General features: G+C 59.4%; 22 protein-coding genes. 13 read left to right on the top strand and 9 right to left on the bottom strand.

Translation table 11 applies throughout. The annotated features are described in order from the left end of the window. Positions 1 to 620 precede the first annotated feature (620 nt). From ACLGL5_RS31595 to ACLGL5_RS31585, 3 genes are all read left to right on the top strand, one after another. On the top strand, positions 621 to 833 hold the full coding sequence (locus tag ACLGL5_RS31595) for a hypothetical protein (protein WP_317452354.1): 213 nt from the start codon (positions 621 to 623) through the stop codon (positions 831 to 833). A 43-nt stretch (positions 834 to 876) separates the two neighbouring features. After that, positions 877 to 1098: a DUF768 domain-containing protein gene (locus tag ACLGL5_RS31590; protein ID WP_038648757.1), complete on the top strand. Its 222-nt coding sequence runs from the start codon at positions 877 to 879 to the stop codon at positions 1096 to 1098. A 192-nt stretch (positions 1099 to 1290) separates the two neighbouring features. Continuing rightward, positions 1291 to 1500, top strand: coding sequence for a hypothetical protein (locus tag ACLGL5_RS31585; protein WP_019859928.1), 210 nt, complete (start codon positions 1291 to 1293; stop codon positions 1498 to 1500). Positions 1501 to 1553: 53 nt separating this feature from the next. On the opposite strand, the gene ACLGL5_RS31580 is transcribed toward ACLGL5_RS31585, so the two are convergent. Next, complete coding sequence (locus ACLGL5_RS31580) at positions 1554 to 1757, bottom strand: hypothetical protein (protein ID WP_027047168.1); 204 nt, start codon at positions 1755 to 1757, stop codon at positions 1554 to 1556. A gap of 305 nt (positions 1758 to 2062) precedes the next feature. Beyond that, the gene (locus tag ACLGL5_RS31575; RefSeq protein WP_038648754.1) at positions 2063 to 2362 is read right to left on the bottom strand and encodes a DUF1236 domain-containing protein; all 300 of its coding nucleotides are present in this window, start codon (positions 2360 to 2362) and stop codon (positions 2063 to 2065) included. Between the two features lie 299 nt (positions 2363 to 2661). Here ACLGL5_RS31575 and ACLGL5_RS31570 point away from each other — a divergent pair, with 299 nt between their 5' ends. From ACLGL5_RS31570 to ACLGL5_RS31560, 3 genes are all read left to right on the top strand, one after another. Beyond that, positions 2662 to 2805, top strand: coding sequence for a hypothetical protein (locus ACLGL5_RS31570; protein WP_155772686.1), 144 nt, complete (start codon positions 2662 to 2664; stop codon positions 2803 to 2805). A gap of 172 nt (positions 2806 to 2977) precedes the next feature. Further along, a complete protein-coding gene (locus tag ACLGL5_RS31565) occupies positions 2978 to 3322 on the top strand; it encodes a low affinity iron permease family protein (RefSeq protein ID WP_010915342.1) in 345 nt (114 codons plus the stop codon). Between the two features lie 123 nt (positions 3323 to 3445). Beyond that, entirely contained in the window at positions 3446 to 4846 is a 1401-nt protein-coding gene (locus tag ACLGL5_RS31560) for a phospholipase D family protein (RefSeq protein WP_038648751.1), read from the top strand. A gap of 49 nt (positions 4847 to 4895) precedes the next feature. Here the strand turns inward: ACLGL5_RS31560 and ACLGL5_RS31555 are convergent, their stop codons facing one another. The 3 genes from ACLGL5_RS31555 to ACLGL5_RS31545 are packed head-to-tail and all read right to left on the bottom strand — an operon-like array spanning position 4896 to position 7356. Continuing rightward, complete coding sequence (locus ACLGL5_RS31555) at positions 4896 to 5705, bottom strand: metallophosphoesterase family protein (RefSeq protein WP_038648749.1); 810 nt, start codon at positions 5703 to 5705, stop codon at positions 4896 to 4898. 15 nt (positions 5706 to 5720) lie between these two features. After that, entirely contained in the window at positions 5721 to 6638 is a 918-nt protein-coding gene (locus tag ACLGL5_RS31550; RefSeq protein WP_245307273.1) for a diacylglycerol/lipid kinase family protein, read from the bottom strand. A 13-nt stretch (positions 6639 to 6651) separates the two neighbouring features. Continuing rightward, positions 6652 to 7356 carry a phosphatase PAP2 family protein gene (locus tag ACLGL5_RS31545; RefSeq protein WP_240565270.1) on the bottom strand — a complete coding sequence of 235 codons (705 nt, stop codon included), beginning with the start codon at positions 7354 to 7356 and terminating at the stop codon, positions 6652 to 6654. A gap of 214 nt (positions 7357 to 7570) precedes the next feature. On the opposite strand from ACLGL5_RS31545, the gene ACLGL5_RS31540 reads away from it, so the two are divergent. From ACLGL5_RS31540 to ACLGL5_RS31530, 3 genes are all read left to right on the top strand, one after another. After that, a complete protein-coding gene (locus tag ACLGL5_RS31540) occupies positions 7571 to 9058 on the top strand; it encodes an ATPase domain-containing protein (protein ID WP_032921249.1) in 1488 nt (495 codons plus the stop codon). Further along, a complete protein-coding gene (locus ACLGL5_RS31535; protein WP_081295962.1) occupies positions 9055 to 10095 on the top strand; it encodes a sensor histidine kinase in 1041 nt (346 codons plus the stop codon). The genes ACLGL5_RS31540 and ACLGL5_RS31535 overlap by 4 nt, the downstream gene beginning before the upstream one ends. Positions 10096 to 10182: 87 nt before the next feature. Further along, complete coding sequence (locus ACLGL5_RS31530) at positions 10183 to 11259, top strand: histidine kinase dimerization/phosphoacceptor domain -containing protein (RefSeq protein ID WP_069092827.1); 1077 nt, start codon at positions 10183 to 10185, stop codon at positions 11257 to 11259. A 161-nt stretch (positions 11260 to 11420) separates the two neighbouring features. Here ACLGL5_RS31530 and ACLGL5_RS31525 read toward each other — a convergent pair whose 3' ends face one another. From ACLGL5_RS31525 to ACLGL5_RS31510, 4 genes are all read right to left on the bottom strand, one after another. Then, positions 11421 to 11609: a baeRF12 domain-containing protein gene (locus ACLGL5_RS31525; RefSeq protein WP_080643791.1), complete on the bottom strand. Its 189-nt coding sequence runs from the start codon at positions 11607 to 11609 to the stop codon at positions 11421 to 11423. Then, entirely contained in the window at positions 11567 to 11791 is a 225-nt protein-coding gene (locus ACLGL5_RS31520; protein WP_019859913.1) for a hypothetical protein, read from the bottom strand. The genes ACLGL5_RS31525 and ACLGL5_RS31520 overlap by 43 nt, the downstream gene beginning before the upstream one ends. Before the next feature lie 193 nt (positions 11792 to 11984). After that, positions 11985 to 12803, bottom strand: a complete 819-nt coding sequence (locus ACLGL5_RS31515) for a DUF1365 domain-containing protein (protein ID WP_083246848.1) — start codon at positions 12801 to 12803, stop codon at positions 11985 to 11987. Next, entirely contained in the window at positions 12800 to 14146 is a 1347-nt protein-coding gene (locus ACLGL5_RS31510) for an NAD(P)/FAD-dependent oxidoreductase (protein ID WP_019859911.1), read from the bottom strand. Before ACLGL5_RS31510 ends, ACLGL5_RS31515 begins: the two co-directional genes overlap by 4 nt. Positions 14147 to 14291: 145 nt before the next feature. On the opposite strand from ACLGL5_RS31510, the gene ACLGL5_RS31505 reads away from it, so the two are divergent. From ACLGL5_RS31505 to ACLGL5_RS31490, 4 genes are read left to right on the top strand one after another with little or no spacing between them, the layout of a single operon-like run. Next, entirely contained in the window at positions 14292 to 14942 is a 651-nt protein-coding gene (locus ACLGL5_RS31505) for a sigma-70 family RNA polymerase sigma factor (protein ID WP_120145501.1), read from the top strand. Continuing rightward, on the top strand, positions 14939 to 15592 hold the full coding sequence (locus ACLGL5_RS31500; RefSeq protein WP_019859907.1) for a ChrR family anti-sigma-E factor: 654 nt from the start codon (positions 14939 to 14941) through the stop codon (positions 15590 to 15592). The genes ACLGL5_RS31505 and ACLGL5_RS31500 overlap by 4 nt, the downstream gene beginning before the upstream one ends. Before the next feature lie 9 nt (positions 15593 to 15601). After that, a complete protein-coding gene (locus ACLGL5_RS31495) occupies positions 15602 to 16426 on the top strand; it encodes a DUF1295 domain-containing protein (RefSeq protein WP_019859906.1) in 825 nt (274 codons plus the stop codon). Between the two features lie 2 nt (positions 16427 to 16428). Beyond that, positions 16429 to 17457, top strand: a complete 1029-nt coding sequence (locus ACLGL5_RS31490; protein ID WP_069093496.1) for an SAM-dependent methyltransferase — start codon at positions 16429 to 16431, stop codon at positions 17455 to 17457. Position 17458 lies beyond the last annotated feature (1 nt).

The following is a 17458-nucleotide window of genomic DNA, read 5'->3' as shown; positions in this document are numbered from 1 at the left end:
TGTTCGGAGCCCGGCGAACAATTGACCGAGGCTTCTACAACGCGATGAACCCGTTAAGCCGCACCTGCTGCGACGTTGACCGCCGACTCCGCGAGCTTGGTAAGCGCGACGTGCGTCCTCTTCTCCTGGTTTGTTGCCTTCTCAATCAAGGCACAGGAGGAACTTCACGCTTGCCGACTGGTTCCGGCATGAAAGCCAAAAAGCGACGTCAGGATGTTGAAGCGGCCCATCCAACCGACGCGCCTTTTCGGACAGCTAGGTTGACGGGAAGTCAAAGTCAGGCAGGAATGACTGTGAGTTATGAACTAGGATCACATACGAGCGGTGCGTGAGTTGCTCTCCAGGGGAGCGGTCCATAGGAGGGAGGAGCTTTGAGGCAACCGATCCTGGTTTCGGCATCCTGAAGCGTAAATTTGTTTGGTGATCTGCGAGGGTCATGTCGGCTCATGCTGCGACTGGGCGCAATCCCAATTTTCCCGTGCGTCGACCGAGCTTCGGGCTATCGTCGCGTGGGATCCACAATGCAACACTGGCGGACCAGCGGGCGAATGTTCTGGTGAAACACTTGCGTGGCGAACAGGTTTTGCGGCACGCTTCCTTGCAGGGTTATTGGGAGGAGAATGATGCCAATTCGGAGAAAGGCGACTGAGGCTGGTATTTTTGATCCGGCCGAAATGGCTCTGCTGGGCCGGGTGTTCGAGCAGCTGAAGCTCGAAAATCAATCACCCGACGAGCGTGACGCAATCGCCTCCAGAATTATAGGCAACTACATGGCAGGCGTCGTCGATGAGGATGAGCTGGTTTCGCTATCCAGGCGACCGTTGGGCCGTTAGAGGAAACGCGGAACTTAAACCTTGCGGTCGAGCTTATCGCTCCATGAGTGCACGCGGAATCGACTTTCTGGATCAATGGATCGCTAACAATGTCCCCAGGACGATGAAGGCAGATGTCCTCCTGGTCGATGAACTCACGCACAAGCTAATAGCGGACGCCAAGGCGCTCGGGATCAAGCGGGCCGAAATCGATGAAGAGGTCGACAGTCTTTACCGCACGATCCTCAATGCTATCGAGCATCCCTTGCCTGATTTTCCCAAGTGACCCGTCACGGTTCGCAGCGGTCGATGCGTGCGACTTTCGATCCGCTGGTCTGGAACATATGTGACTTCCGAGGGTTGGTGATTGCGGCAGGCAACGCTCCCTCGCGCCACTGCTGAAGATCGGGCCAGAAACCTTGATCGGCCCGCATTCTTCGCTAAGGCGCGGGCTTCCCCTTTTTGGAAGAGATCGCGCATGTCCCAGACCATTCAACCGCCGATATTGCCGGAAGGAAGTCCGGATCGGGCGGTCAACTGTGAGGTGGCCCTGGAAGCGGCGTTCGCGGCCTTGGTGGCTGAATCAGAGGCCCAGGGATGGACAGCGCAAGAGACTGCGGAAACCCTGCTCAAAATTGCGACCGAACATATCAATCTGCTCGGAGCGGCCGTCGATCCTAAGGCCTAAGCAGAGGTCGCGCCAAAGGAGGCGTTGCTATGCCCGGCCTTGACCGCCTTGCGCTACTCGGCGGATCCATTGATTGTGAATGGTGAAGCGCTGGGGACGCACTGCAGGGTCCAGCCCGTCGACGTTGGCTGCTTCTGGTATTCGGCAATGGCGGCCGTGCATTGTTCCCGCTTGTCGAAAGTGCTCGGCAACACCGCCATGCCGCCCTGCGGGCCGGCAATTACCAGATACCAGATCAGCGCTGCTGTCGAAGTCATGGCGTTTCCTTGTTCCAACCCGACGCCATAGCCGCTGGCGGCCGGATCACCTTAGGCCAATGGCCAGGAATGGGCTAATCGCGATTAAGATAAAGGCGGCGATCAGGTCGGCGCCGTCAATCAGACTCCGCCATCACCGATGCGACCTTTCGAAACACCTTCATGTCGCCGCGGTAATGTTCACGTCCGTGAACTTTGTTCTCAGCTTTGCAGCAGGCGTTTCCAAAGATGAGATATTGCATCTTATGACCGTCAGTTGGAACCCGTCGCCGGGAGAGGCGACGGGCTTTGGCCGGCAAGGCCGGTCAGTCGTAGATTTTGATGATCTTGTGGGTGGTTGGATCGACCAGAACGGTCCGGTTGTCGATCACGACGTAGCGGTATTTGACGTTGGGAACTTCGCGAAGTTCGACCGTGTCAGGCAGCGCCGTGCCGATGTTGAGTTCCACTCCGGGAACCTTCACCGAAGCAAGCGGCTGCTTCTTCACATATTCACGGATAACCGTTTCCTGCTCCGGCTGAATGATGATGTCCTCGGCCGCCGCGACGCCGACGCCTGCGAGCAGAAAAAATGCCGCGGCTGCGGCAGACAGATGCAATTTCATAATCTTACTCCTCGTGAGATTGGCTCCGATCGGTGGTGTCGAAGCTCAGCTGCCAACTTGGCGTGGATGCAATCGTTCCCTTGGGAGGACTTCAGTCGGAGGAGGTGGTTGGACCAAAGTCCGGTCGAATTCCGCAATGGTCTTGCCGTCGGTGCAGCTTGGAACGGTCATCTGTCGCGGAAGTTGTCAGCCACGGAACTGAAGGAAAGAATTCATGGACAGAAGTGTTGGTCAAGCGCGTTGGTTGCTGGCGCCAGTTTTCGTCTTGGCCATATCCCTGCTCGTCATCGGAATATCCCATGGCTGAACCTGGACAGTCCACATTTCAAAATCCGCGCAGCTATGTCCCTTCCTGCGTTGATAACGGTTCGCTCGCTGCTTTGGCGGCGAGCGAACCCGTCAACTTCAATTTAGCCAGCGACGGGTGGTTGGATGTTCAATGACAAAAAGACTCGCCTCATAGAGGCCGGTTTCCTCCTGGCAGTGCCCATTTGCGTGGCTCTGACCGCGCTGGTAGCCGTATTCGCTCTGGCCAGGATATGATGGTGTGGTTGTATCCACTTCGGCGTTTGGCGCAGGAACGAGCCACGGCTTCACAATCATGGAGCCGTTAGAATGAACCGGATCCTGTTTATGACGGCCGACTTCCTTTCCCGGCCGCCAGGCTTCTACGTCATGATGGTCGCAATGGTATTGTGCACCGCGCTGGTGCCATTCGGACTGACCAACGCGGTCACTTATGTCCTTTCGGTGGCCGCCATCGTGATCACTGGTGTTGTCCTGATACAGGGCTATCGCGATACCGCGGCCATTCACGCTAAGCTCGATGAGATCGTCGTTTCGCTTAGGGAGACCAGAAACGACGTGGTCGGCCTGGAGCATGCCGAGCCGGAGGAGATCCGCGAAAAGCTTGCCATGCTCGAACAAGAAGCAGCGCAACGAAATGGGCGAGCCACCTGAATATTAAACGCCAGCTTTCTTCGACTATCAGCAGGCTCAAGGCCCTCGTGCAACCAGATCGGCGCTCGCGGGTTCTTGACCTAATGAAACGGCGCCTCGATCTCCTCCGAAACCGGTCAATTCATGGACGTCTCGATTACGCAAACATCGGCCGATAAAATCAAAGCAGGTAAGAGCGGCCTGCTGCTGATTTCTGACAATTACGATGCGTTCGCCGCGCGTGTTTTGGCGGCAAGGGGCGCGGCTCGCACTCTCGATCTCATGTACTATCTCTGGCATGACGACCACACGGGGCGCTTGCTTTTGCAGGAAGTTGTCCGGGCGGCCCAGCGAGGCGTACGGGTCAGAATGCTGCTCGACGACGTCAATCCGCGCAAGAGCGATGCCGCCTATTTGGCGCTGAGCAACCATCCAAACATCGAACTCAAATTGTTCAACCCGAGCGGCATCAGAGCGCGCGGCCTCATGCGCGGCGCGGAAGTCCTCTTGCGGCTTTTTGCATTGACAAGGCGGATGCACAACAAGGCGTGGATTGCCGACAACAACATCGCAATTGTCGGTGGGCGCAATGTCGGCGATGCATATTTTGACGCGGCGGAGACGAATTTCCGTGACCTCGACATGCTGCTTCTCGGTCCCGCCGTCCAGCAAACCGCACAGATCTTCCAAACTTTCTGGGTATGCCAGGACGCGAAGCCAATAGCTGAACTCGGTGCAGCCGCTCCAGGCTCGCATACCCCCTATTTCGAGGGAAGAGAGGAGAAAACCGAGTCGACGCTTCTGAGCGGGGTCAGGGACAAGGGCTCCATCGCCGAGTTCATATCGGCGAGCAGCAACGTACATTGGGTCGAGCGCGTGCGCGTGATCTCCGACCCTCCGGAAAAGGTCCGAGGCTGGAGACCGCGCGGTTGGCTGATGAAGGAGTTGCTCCCAATCATTCAGTCGGCGCGCAAGCGTGTGGAAATCGTGTCCCCGTATTTTATCCCCGGCAAGAAGGGATCAAAAATCCTCGGCGACCTCGTCGACGACGGGGTGCAGGTCGCTGTGTTGACCAACTCCTTGGCCGCGACCGATGTCGCCGCGGTCCACGGGGCATACGCCAACTATCGCAAGCGCTTGCTGAGAATGGGCGTGCAGCTTTTCGAGCTCCAACCCTTTAGCCGGCAGCCCAAGATTTCCGTATTTGGATCCAAGGGCGCCAGCCTGCACACCAAAGCGTTCAGCGTCGACAACAGGATCGGTTTCGTCGGATCTTTTAACTTCGATCCTCGGTCCGTATCCCTGAATTCGGAAATGGGAGTGCTTTTTGAAGACGAAAATCTGGTCGCGGAACTGCAGCATAGGTTCAAATCGGAGATAGCGCCGGAAGCGAGCTACCGGCTCGAATTGAAGAACGAGGTTCTTCGCTGGCATGGCAGCGATGAAGGCAGACTGCAAACCTATACGCGCGAACCCGAGGCAGCATGGTTCCGCCGCATCCTGGCCGCCCTGGTCAGGCACCTCCCCATCGAATCTCAGCTTTAGCCGTACGTCGGCAGATTCTGGAAATGTAGACGCTCTCTCCCAACGCAATTCAAGCGGGTTCCCATCCGCCTGAACCTTGCCGAAAGGAATAACTGGCTGAGGTTTCGAACCCGGACTGCAAAGACTGCCATGCCCGACATTCGATAGAGATCCTCGGGTGCTCGATGCGAATGATGTTAAACGAATTTGCAGCTTGTCGTACCCGCGAAGAAACCGCCGTCCCCGCTTGAACAAGCAGCGCCGCATAGCCGTCGATGAGGTAGCGCCGTGCGCTCGAACCAGCGCGGTGAAGATGCTGGTGCCCAGACAATATGACATCTACGCCGTTGCGCGAGAAGGCATCCATTGCCAGATCGGCGCGGCCCACGATGCCGTCGTCGTTTTCCAGGTCTAGCCCTTCGAAAGGATGATGCGTGACCACTATCCGGGTAACGTCATCGGACATATGTGCGAATTTTTCCGTCGCCGCCTCGAGTTGACGGACGTTGATCCTGCCGTCCTTGATCGTCAGGGATCGTGCTGTGTTTATCCCGACCACAGCGACTTCGCTATCGGCGTAGAACGGGTCCGTGTCCGCCTCGATGTAGCGCCTGTAACGCGACAGAGGCGTCACCGCACGCGCGAAGACATTCCAGAGCGGCACGTCGTGATTGCCTGGCACTACGATGCGGGGGCCAGGGAGGGAATCGAGAAAGGCGCGCGCCTGCAGGAATTCGTCTTTCCGGGCGCGCTGCGTAAGATCCCCCGAAACGACGAGCAGATCAGAGTCGACTGCAAGAACCTCTGCCGTGATCGCGTCCACAAGCTGGCTCTCTGTCTTTCCGAAGTGCAAATCCGAAAGATGGACCAGGGTTCTCACTGAAGTTCTCCGCTTTCAGCTACGGTCGCCGGTTTTGTTCGTTCTGGCTGGTGCGATGACTTTCAGGGCCGCCGGCCGAACCTGAAAATTCAGGGGCGTGTCCATGCTGACGGCTTCGCCGTCCAGAGAAACCAGCATGGCGTGGCGATGCGATGTGATTTGCAGCGAGTTGGCGCGATAAATTTCAAGATCTCGGGTCGCGTCGATCATGCCGAACGCGATTTTGAACGGAAGCAATGCCAGCCCAAACCACGACTGCTGCTTGACGACGTAAACGCAGAGTTCCTTTGAGGAGAGGCTGCGGCGATGGCCAAGATCGGCGATGTCGTAGAAATTGTTGCCGACGAACACGCAAGGCGTCCGCAGCCTCTCGCGGGTGCCTTGGGCAGCGACGTGGACAGCCTGCCACGAGGCGGATCTCAACGTTCTCATCAGGGCGGGTCCGATGGCGGCAAGCTTGCCGAACCCGCGGCGGCGCTGTTCGGTTGAACGCTTTGCAACAAAGAACGGATAGATCCCAATCGATGAATTGTTGAGAAAGACTCGGCCGTTGACCTCGGCGACATCGACCGTGACAGGCTTGCCGGTCGCGATTGTATCGATCGCCGCCGTCAGGTCGAGCGGCACACCCAAATCCTTGGCAAAGTGGTTCAATGTGCCGAGCGGAAGGACGCCAAGCACCACATCCGTCCCCGCCAGCGCCGAGGCCGCGCTGCCGAGAGTGCCGTCGCCACCGCCCACCACCAATATCGATCCATGGCCGGACCTCGACTTGTTTTCGGCAACGAAGCGCTGAGAGAGCTCTCCGATCTCACGCCCTTCCACCAGTCGCACATCGGCCTCGACGCCACGTTCGGCGAACCCATCCCGCACGGTTCTCTCGATGTCGCCCTTGCGCGCCACGGCGCCGGCACTTTTGTTGATGAGCGCCACAACCTTCAAGTCTTCAGTCTCCGCTCCGGCCATTCCTGAAACCATAAGCGACCATCCAACACAGGATCGCCCAGCCAGAACCAATGCACCATCCGGCCAAGACATCCGTCGGATAGTGGACCGCGAGATAGACCCTGCTTACGCCAACGGCCAGCGTCAGAAAGACGGCGAGGGCCATGAAATACACTTTGAGGCGGAAATCCTGATTTGCGTGTGAAAGAAGGGCGCCCACGGTCAGAAACGTGATCGCCGAAAGCATAGCATGGCCACTCGGGAAACTTGCAGTGAACACCCGCGTGACATGAGGAATCTCCGGCCTGGGGCGGTTGAAGCTTAGCTTGAGGATCGTGCCGAGCAGTTCCCCGCCGGCCACCGCCACTGCCATCCAAATGGCCAGAGCCCGCTTGTGGACAAGAAGCAGATAGGCAACCCCTGCCATCAACACGAAGCCAAGAAACACCACGCTGCCGATCGAGGTCACATCTCTGGCCGCTTCCTGAAGCCATGGCGGACCGATCGGGTAGGCCTGATCGGCCCCACGCAGGGTCGACATGATCGCCAGATCAAATTTGGTCGTATCGCCTTCCAGGACCTCCTCGGCGAGCACTCCGAAGCCGAGAACGAGGCATGCAACGAGCATCCCCACGATGAGCCTGTTCTTGCCTTGCGGAGAACGCCCGAAGGGCCGGCGCTCGATATCTGGGACTGGTTCGCTCAAGCGCCGGACCTCATTGGTGAGGCACAACGGCGTCGCGAGTACGAGGTTCCCTCAGCCATCACTGCGGTCAGGACGGCAGAAATCTGCGGCGGCGCTTCGCGACAGCCCCGACGACACGACGTCGTTGGAATGGCCGTGAGAGCCTCACTTCTTCAAGTGGGAACCATTGAAAATTCTATCCGTTGAAGTGTTCACGAAAAGCAAGCGGGGCAACGTGGATCAAGACGACGCTTCACCAATATCATCTGGCGTGGAAGGCCTCGACTATGTCCTGCGAGGCGGATACGCTAAATTCCGTTCACATCTTGTAGAGGGCAGGCCTGGTTCAGGTAAGACCACACTTGGGCTGCAGTTTCTGATCAAAGGCGCGTCGGATGGCGAGAAATGCCTCTATATAACGCTGTCCGAGAGCAAGCGTGAACTGCACTCAGTCGCGGAACGGCATGGATTTTCTCTTGACGGCATCGAAATCCTCGAGCTGGTGCCACCGGAGTTGAGCCTCGACCCATCGCAGTTACAGACTCTGGTTCATTCGTCCGATCTTGAACTCGGTGAGACCGTGCAGTCCGCGCTCGCCGAGATCGAGCGCATGAAGCCGGATCGCGTGGTGTTCGATTCCCTGTCGGAAATTCGCCTCTTGTCGCAGGGCTCGTTACGCTATCGGCGGCAGGTCCTGGCTTTGAAAAGCTTTTTCCTGCTCAACAATGCAACGGTGCTTCTGCTCGACGATCTCACCGCTGAACATGACGATCTAAACCTGCATTCGATCAGTCATGGCGTCATCCGGATGGAACAGCTTTCACCGATCTATGGCGGAGAGCGGCGGCGGCTGCGCATCATCAAGATGCGCGGCGTTCAAATTCGCGGCGGCTTCCACGACTTCGTCATTAGACCGGGCGGCGTGATGGTGTTTCCGCGCTTGGTTGCCTCCGAACATGAGATGGCCGAGCATGGAACGCCGGCAACCGGTAATGGATCTGTCGACACACTCGTGGGTGGCGGGCTGGACCGCGGCACCAGCACTCTCCTGATGGGACCTTCTGGTGTCGGCAAGTCGACCATTGCATGCAGCTATTGCCATGCTGCTCTCAAGCGCGGCGAACATGTGCTGGTGCTTCTGTTCGATGAAACCAAGCGGATTTTCCTGGCACGCGCGTCTGGCCTCGGCATGGATCTGGGGCCATTCGCCGTCAATGGAAGTTTGCTGCTGGAACAGGTGGATCCGGCAGAGTTGTCGCCTGGTGAATTGTCTTCGCGCATCCAGTCGGCTGTGGAGCGCTCAAGTGCAAGGATCGTCGTCATCGACAGCCTGACCGGGTATCTCAATGCCATGTCGGAGGAGCAGCATCTTGTGCTGCAGATGCACGAGATCCTGACTTACCTTAATCAAAAGGGCGTTGTGACGATCCTGCTGTTGGCCAATCATGGGCTGATCGGTCAAATGTCAGCCCCCGTCGACATGACCTATCTCTGCGATTCCGTAATGCTGCTGCGTTTCTTCGAAAGCGGCGGCCGTCTGAGACGAGCTATTTCCGTGGTCAAAAAACGCGTCGGGCCGCATGAGGACACCATTCGCGAATTCAAGATAAGCGCGACCGGCCTGGCCGTCGGCGAACCACTAGAGGAGTTCCGAGGGATACTGACTGGCGTGCCCACCTACGAGGGTAAGCAAGGCAACCTGCTGCAAGACAAGTCATCGTGATGCCTTCAGACCGCAGTGTGCTCGTGCTGGCGCCGGTCGGGCGCGACGCGAAGGTCGCGTCTGCAATCCTCACGGAGAACGACATCAAGTCCCACATCTGCGCCACGCTCGACGAAGCAGTTCCGCTGTTGGACCAAGCTCACTGCCTTTTGGTTACAGAAGAAGCCTTGATCAGTTCCAATCGAAATCAGTTTGCATCGTGGCTCAATCATCAACCGACGTGGTCGGATTTTCCGATCGTGTTACTGACGATGCGAGGAACGGAGATCGACAAGCGACTCGCCTTTCTGGACCGCTATCTGATCGTTCTCGAGAGGCCTTTCCTGGCGTCGAGTCTTGCAAATTCGGTGCGCTCGGCTTTGCGAGCCCGCGCCCGTCAACTCGAGGTCAAGTCATATATCGAACAGAAGCAAGAGGTCGCCGACCGGCAAAAGCTGCTGATCAGGGAACTCCATCACCGCGTCAAAAACACGCTCGCAAATGTCCGGGCGATGATGGGGGCAACCGCCAAATCGAGTGGTAGCGTGGATGATTTCGTGCGCGATTTCTCTGCCAGGATCGTCTCGCTCGCCGACACGCATTCGATGCTCACCGATGACTATTGGCAGATGGCTTCCTTGCACAAGCTGCTGGAGTCGGAACTGCGCCACTACGATACGACCGACAAGTCGCGCGTAGTGCTCGAAGGGCCGAACGTCGCGCTGGTCGCCGATATCGCGATCCCGATCGGGATGGCGTTTCATGAACTCGCGTCCAACTCATCGAAATATGGCGCGTTGTCCCGCCCCACAGGGCGTCTCGAAGTCCGGTGGTCGGTGAGCAATTCGGAAGGAGAGCGAATGCTCAATCTGGATTGGCTTGAAAAGGGCGGGCCGAAGGTCGAGCAACCAAGACGGCGCGGCTTCGGTACGACGTTGCTGGAGAAAGTCGTCGCCGTGCAGTGCCAAGCCAAGGTTGAGTTGAACTATCATCCTGACGGTCTGCGGTTCGCAATGGCCTTGCCGCTACGCGACACGAGGCTTGTCCCCGCCTACTGACCTCAGCAAGGTGGCGTTCCGCTTCGGTGGTGGCCTATATGCTCCATCGCTGATACTGATGACCTTTCCTTACAGCGTAGGCGTAAAATGATATCGGATACAGGGAAGCCCGAGGCGGTCGAGCAACTGCTCGATACGCCCGAACTCGCGACCGCGCTGGAGAGCGAACAGTTCAAGAAATTTCTCGATCAGGTGCCTATTGCGATCGCCGTTTCGGACCTGATCGAAACGGAGCGCGTCGTTTATGCCAATCCGGAATTCGAAAAACTCTCCGGCCTGAAGGCCGCCAGCCTGGCGCGAAAAAACTGGGCAGCGCTGTCCGGGACTGGGATCCGTGAGCAGAAGGACAGGGCGCTGGCCGAGAGCGTTATCAATGAAACGGATTTCGTCGGCACTTTCCGGCTGGAGCGCGGCGTCGGGGGACCGGCAGTCGTTGACGCCTACTCAAATTTGATTGTGGACGATGATGGCAAGACTTGTTTCCGGCTGGTCGCCTTGGTGGACGTATCCTCTCACGGCGAGGAGGCGCCCTCGGTAGAGGAGCGTGTCCGGGAAAAGGATACATTGCTGCGGGAACTGCAGCACAGGGTAAAAAACAATCTCCAGATGATCACCGCACTCATCCGGCTGGAGACCCGCAATGCGGCGGAGCCCGACCAGAAACGGTTCGAGAGGTTGGCCGGCCGCGTCGACGCTCTTGCGATACTCTACCAGGCGCTGTCGAACGACGAGCAGAAGGATGAGGTCGATCTTGGTATCTATCTCAGCCAGATAGCATCGGCGGTAATGGCTTCGCATGCGGTGGAAGGCATACGCCTGGACATGAAGGTGGATACCTATCCCGTGTCGATTAACGTTGCGATGCCCACGGGGCTGGTTGTGAACGAATTGCTGACCAATGCGCTCAAACACGGCTTCAAGGGACGAGAAGGCGGCACGATAACGCTTCACAGCGTGGTCGATGGCGACGGATGCCGCATCACCATCGCCGATGACGGGGTTGGTTTGCCGGAGGGCGAGACATGGCCGAAGCCCGGCAAGCTCGGTGCTCTCATCGCGCGCTCCTTGACCGAGAACGCCAAAGCGCAATTCGAAGTCAAATCCAGCGCCACTGAAGGGACCAGGATCACCATCGTTTTTAAGCGATCGGCAGCGACGAGCTGACGATGTTCTATGCTGCGGTTTGAGTGGCTTGGGCGGCCCAAATAGACGCCGACCGTGCAAGGCGATTTCGATGGCGGCTCTCTTCATGGCGACTTGCTCGTCCATGCGACTGTCATGCTTGGACCTGACGTCAATATCGTGGCTCCGGCTGCAGGCCGCGGCTAACTAGGTGGCGGCACTACATTTTCTATCTCTTGTGCTGAACGCCTCGTAAGATCCTTTGGGATCTCGCCTACCAGCACGGCCGAACGTTTCTGGTGGTAATGCTTGCGAAGTTCACCAAGCGTGCGTGGGGCAGCGATGACGATCAGATTGGCAATTTGACCGCCGAGGACCTGACGATTGAGCAGATCGGCGGTACCGGCCGCAAAAGCCGCGTCTTCTCGTCCACCGGCTTGAACACGGGCGGAAGGAACTGATGCCGCAGCCCGATCGTATCCATGACGTCACCAACTACGGTGACGAAGAGTTCGTTCTCGAACAGCCGGTACATTTCGGTGTCGTCGTCATAGCGGCGCTTCGATGCGGTCATGAGGCCTGACTCCAACCGGTCGTGGATTGTGTGTTGTGGGAAGGCCCTTGGCCTCCGCGGATCCGGCAACAACGCCACTCAATGTCCTACCCTTCATTCCGACGGCAGCCCGGTCTTGTTTTGTTCTACAGTCCGTTCCCTGGCAGCGAGGAAAATGCCGCACCATAGATCGACCTTTGCCCTTGCCTCAGTGTCAAATGACATCAGGCTCGGCCTTTCTCTGTAAACGTCCATGCATGGCGACGCGGGTGATGGAGTTGTCGGGCGGGGCAGGGCGCTCCTGAAGCCGAATGCCCTTTGCCCAGAGCCGCAGCGCCTCCCAATGGATGCCGGCGGTCACCTTGAGTGTCAGCAGAGGATACGAGATGAATGCGCGCAGCAGACTGGCATCGCTCAGCGCCCGCCGCTTGCCGGCGAAGCTTGCCACCATCAGCGGCCCTTGGTCGTCGCTGGCAGTGATGTGTATCGCGACGTTTTCGCCGGGGAGGCCGATGCGGAAGCGATAGTTCAATCCCATGGCCATGAAAGGCGAAACGTAGAAGCGCTTGTCGCAATGTTGCCTGACAGTCTCGTCGTGCCGCTCGCCGACAGGGATCAGGTAGCTGTGGCGCTGCCCAAAGGTGTTGTTGACTTCGTAGAGGATCGCGACGAGGTCGCCCTGCCGGTTATGGCAGAAATAGATGCTGATCGGATTGAAAGCGTAGCCAAGCGTGCGCGGCATCGAGAGCAGTCGGATTGGGCCCGCATCCGTCTCGATCCCTGCCGTCTCAAGCATATCTTCGACATAGGCTTTCAGCGATCCGCCCGAGCCATCGCCGTGATCCGCGTCAGCGAAGCCAAACAGATTAAACCGGTTGTGTGACAACAGGCGAAGCCGCTTGCTCATCGCATCGATCTCGTCGAGGTCGAGCAGAAGGAAGAAAATGCGGTAGGAAAGGCGGTGCCGCCGCGGCTTCAGCCGCTGGTGCATTACTTTGCCAGCGTAGAGGGCCGATTTCAGCTCCGGCATCACGCCGCCTCGAGGTTGCGCCGCGCCACGGCGTCGATGATGTGAATGCGCGCTGACTCATTCGCGACGCTCCAGGGCCGGCGTACACCGCCAAGCGCCTCAGCCACCGCAAGCCCGGCCTGCAGGCCGTCCTCGTGGAAGCCGGCGCCGAAATAGGAGCCGCAGAACCAGGTTCTTCGACTGCCCTGCAGCGACCACAGCCTTTGCTGCGCGCGCATCGCTGCGGCGTCGAAAGCCGGATGTTCATAGGTCTCGCGATGCAGAACGGTATTGGCCGCCGGTTCCACGACAGGATTGAGGGTGACGAAGAGCTGCTGGTCATCGGGCAACGATTGAAGCCTGTTCATCCAGTACGAAACAGACAGTTTTCGGGTTTCACCCTGGCCCTGTGTCAAATAGTTCCAACTCGACCAGGCGCGCTTACGCCGCGGCATCAGGCGCGCATCTGCATGCAGCACCGCCTCGTTGCGGCTGTAGCCAAAACTGCCGAGCAGCCGCGTCTCGTCGTGGCTCGGATCGTCAAGAATGCGCAGCGCCTGGTCGGCATGGGTGGCGATAACGACGTGGTCGAAGCGGTGCTCGACGCCTTCGCAGTCGGTAAGCCAAGCCGCGCCCCCGCGCCTGGAAATCAAGCGCACGCCGCGCCCGGCATATGAACGGCCGGCGACGCTCCTCGCCAGTTGCTCGACATATTTGCGGCTGCCGCCATCGACTGTGCGCCAGGTTGGCCGGCCTGCCAGCTTCAGCAGGCCATGGTTCTGGCAGAACCGGATGAAGGCGGTCGCTGGATAGTTGCCGACATCAAGCGCCGGAGTCGACCATATGGCTGCCGCCATAGGATAGAGATGATCCTCGCGGAATGCGGCACCGTAGCCCCTGGCATCGAGATATTCGGCCAAGCTGATCTCGCCGATACGCGCGATGTCGTGGGGGGCCTCTCGATAGAAGCGCAGCAATTCCTTCAGCATTTGCCAAAAACGCAGCCTACCGACATTGGACGGCTGTGCGAGCAGCCCGCCCAATCCGGTTCCCGAATACTCAAATCGTCCGCCGTCGAGCGAGACGGCAAACGACATGTCCGACGCCTTAGTGCGCACGCCGAGATGCGAAAACAGCGCCGTCAGGTTGGGATAGGTTACTTCGTTATAGACGATGAAACCGGTGTCGACCTGTGTGCCGCCGACATCGACGGTATTGCTGTGGCCGCCGAGCCGCCGGTCCGCCTCGAATAGCGAAACCTTGTGGCGCGTTGAAAGCAGCCATGCTGCGGACAGGCCGGAGATGCCGCTGCCGACGATGGCGATGTCCATCGGCTTGTCCGCTTCGAAATAGCCGCCGATCGTCATTCGTGCCCTCCGATTTGCTATGGAAGGGACTGACGTCCTCCCCTAGGTTTAATTTCTACGCAGCGGTGCGGGCTGTGGATCACCGTGTGCAGCAATCGCTGCGCGGCCAGTGATCCGAAAGGGATTGCCGCGCGTAACAGGGCTTATGAATGCAGGACATCATTTCATTGCCGACAAAGCGCTTCTTGCTTTCGATCTCGCGGAGAGCGGATTGGCGGTGACCATACGCGACGAGGGGAGCCTGTCGGCGCCGGAAGCGACCCGTTTGATGGCGGCAGTCGCGGCGAACCGCGATCGAGTGGCATTCGCGGCACTGTTCGGCTTCTACGCGCCGCGGCTGAAGGCTTTCCTGAAGCGTTCGGGGATGACGCCGTCCGCCGCGGAGGACGTCGTGCAAGAAACCATGCTGCTTGTCTGGAAAAAGGCATCGTATTTCGATCCCGCGCGTGCCGGGGTGTCGACCTGGATCTTCACCATCGCCCGCAACGCGCGCATCGACCGGCTGCGCCGCGAAAGCCGGCCGGCGGTCATTGCCGAAGCCTTTGATCCGTCCGATCAGCCTGATGCGCCGGTTTCGGGCGAGCAGGCCATCATCGCGGTGGAGCGCGAGGACCGGGTGCGGGAGGCGCTCGATCTTCTGCCGCGGGAACAGGCCGATATCCTGAAAATGTCATTCTTTGGCGAGGTAACGCAATCCGAGATCGCCGACGCGATCGGCATCCCCCTCGGCACCGTCAAATCACGCGTGCGGCTGGCCCTTGGCCGGCTGCGCCAAATCCTGGACGACCTCAAATGATCAAGCATCATCCGAGTGATGAGACGCTCTTCCGTTATGCCAACGGCTCGCTCGAATCCGGGCCGCGCATCGTCGTGGCCGTCCATGTCGGCGCCTGCACGGTTTGCGCCGAGCGCATTGCCGGATTCGAAGCGCTTGGGGGCTCCCTTCTGCACGATATCGAGCCGGAGGACATGGAAGCTGGGGCCCTCGATCATGTGATGGCGATAATCGACACCGGTGAGGCCGGTCGCGGCAAGGCCGCGCCGGCTCAGAGGCTTCCGCGCGCCGATGTGGGCATCCGCTTGCCTGAGGTGCTTGACGACTGTGGCATCGGGCCATGGCGCTGGATCGGGCCGGGCGTGCGCTGGAGCCGCGTGACGCTGCCTGATGACGACAGCGCCAACGTCATGCTGCTGAAGGTCGTGGCCGGCCGCAAGCTGCCGGAGCACACGCATGCGGGCTATGAATACACCCACATACTGAAAGGGGCCTTCTCGGACGCGCGCGGCCGCTATGGCCCGGGGGATCTCGACGAGGCCGATGACGACGTTCAACATCAGCCGATCGTCGACAAGGACGGCGAATGTATCTGCATTGCCGCGCTCGAAGGGCAGATGAAACTGAGCGGCTTCTTCGGCAGGCTGATCCAGCCTCTGTTCGGCGGCTGAGGTCCGGCAATGAGCGTCGTCTCGGCTATCGTTCTAGCGGCGGTCGCTCTTTGTGCCACCATGGCGGTGGCTTGGCTGGTCGCGATACGGACTGGCAGCTCCGGCTGGGTCGATGCGATCTGGTCTTTCGCCGTCGGCATCATCGGTGCCTTCCTGGCGCTCGTCCCATTTGTTGAAGGCGACAACGATCATAGGCGATGGCTGGTCGCGCTTTTGGCGCTGGTCTGGTCGCTGCGGCTCGGCGTTCACATCGCTGGCAGGACGATGGGCGACAGCCGCGACGATCCGCGCTATCGCCAGCTCAAGCAGCAATGGGGCGCCAGTTCCTCAAGCCGGCTGTTCTGGTTCCTTCAGGTCCAGGCGGCCGCGGCTTTCCTGCTTGCAATGTCGATCATGGCTGCCGCCCACAAGCCGGCTCCGGGGCTGGGGCCCGGCGACTGGATCGGAGTTGCGATCTGGGTGGTGGCGATTGGTGGCGAGGCGCTGGCGGACAGGCAACTGAATGCTTTTCGAGGCGATCCTCGCAACAAGGGCAAGGTCTGCGATGTCGGCCTGTGGCGCCTATCCAGGCATCCCAATTACTTCTTCGAATGGCTGGGCTGGCTGGCATACATCGCCTTCGCGATAGGCTCCCCCTCGGCCTATCCATGGGGCTTCGCCGCACTTGCGGGCCCCATATTGATGTACTGGCTGCTGGTCCATGTCTCCGGCATCCCGCCATTGGAGGCACACATGCTGCGCTCGCGTGGGGTACAGTTCCGCCGTTATCAGGAGCGCGTAAACGCGTTCTGGCCGGGCGTGCCGATGGCGGCAACAACCCGGGAAGGGACATGACAGTGAGCCTGATCTCATCCGCAATCCGTGCCGTCGAGAGCACGCCGATTCCCGATACCGCCACACGCTTTGGTATCGGCGTCCTGGTAGGAAAAACGCGCCGGCGGCTTGCCAAGGCGGGGTCGGTCGACGCGAAGCGGTTTGCTTGTGCCATGGCGGACTATTCCATCGCCGAGCACGCGCAAGCCGCAAACGAGCAGCACTACGAACTTCCGCCCGAATTCTTCGCGCTGACGCTCGGTCCCAATCGGAAATACTCCTGCTGCCTCTATCCGAATGGGGACGAGACCTTGGCCGAGGCCGAGATCGCGGCGCTGGAGCAGACTGTCGAACATGCCGGCCTTCGCGATGGCCAATCCATTCTCGAACTTGGCTGCGGCTGGGGTTCGCTGACGCTGTACATGGCTAAGCGTTTTCCGGCCGCCCGCATCGTGGCGATGTCGAATTCGACGCCGCAGCGCATGCATATCGAAGCGGAAGCGGCGGCGCGCGGGCTGCGCAATGTCGAGGTCATCACCGCCGACATGAACGGCTTCGAGCCGCGAGAGCGCTTCGACCGCATCGTGTCGGTCGAGATGTTCGAGCATATGTCCAACTGGCGCGACCTGCTTGCCCGTATCCGAAGCTGGCTGGAGCCCGAAGGCAGGCTATTCGTCCATGTCTTCAGCCACCGCCACAGTCCCTACCGCTTCGATCATCGCGACGACGCCGACTGGATCGCACGGCATTTCTTCACCGGCGGCATCATGCCGAGTCACGGGCTGATCGGTCACTTTGCGGACTGTTTCGCCATCGAACGCGACTGGCGTTGGAACGGCATGCACTATGCGCGCACCGCGCAGCAATGGCTTTCGCGCTTCGATGACAATTACAAGCGCATCGGCGAGATCCTTGCCGATGTCTACGGGCGGGATGCGGCGCTTTGGCGCCGGCGCTGGCGGCTGTTCTATATGGCCACCGAAGGTCTGTTCGGTCACGATCAGGGCAGGGAATGGGGCGTCAGCCACTATCTGCTGCGGCCGGCCTGGTAAC

It is taken from the genome of Mesorhizobium sp. U510 (genome assembly GCF_059180695.1).
This window is presented reverse-complemented; position numbering and strand designations above follow the sequence as displayed.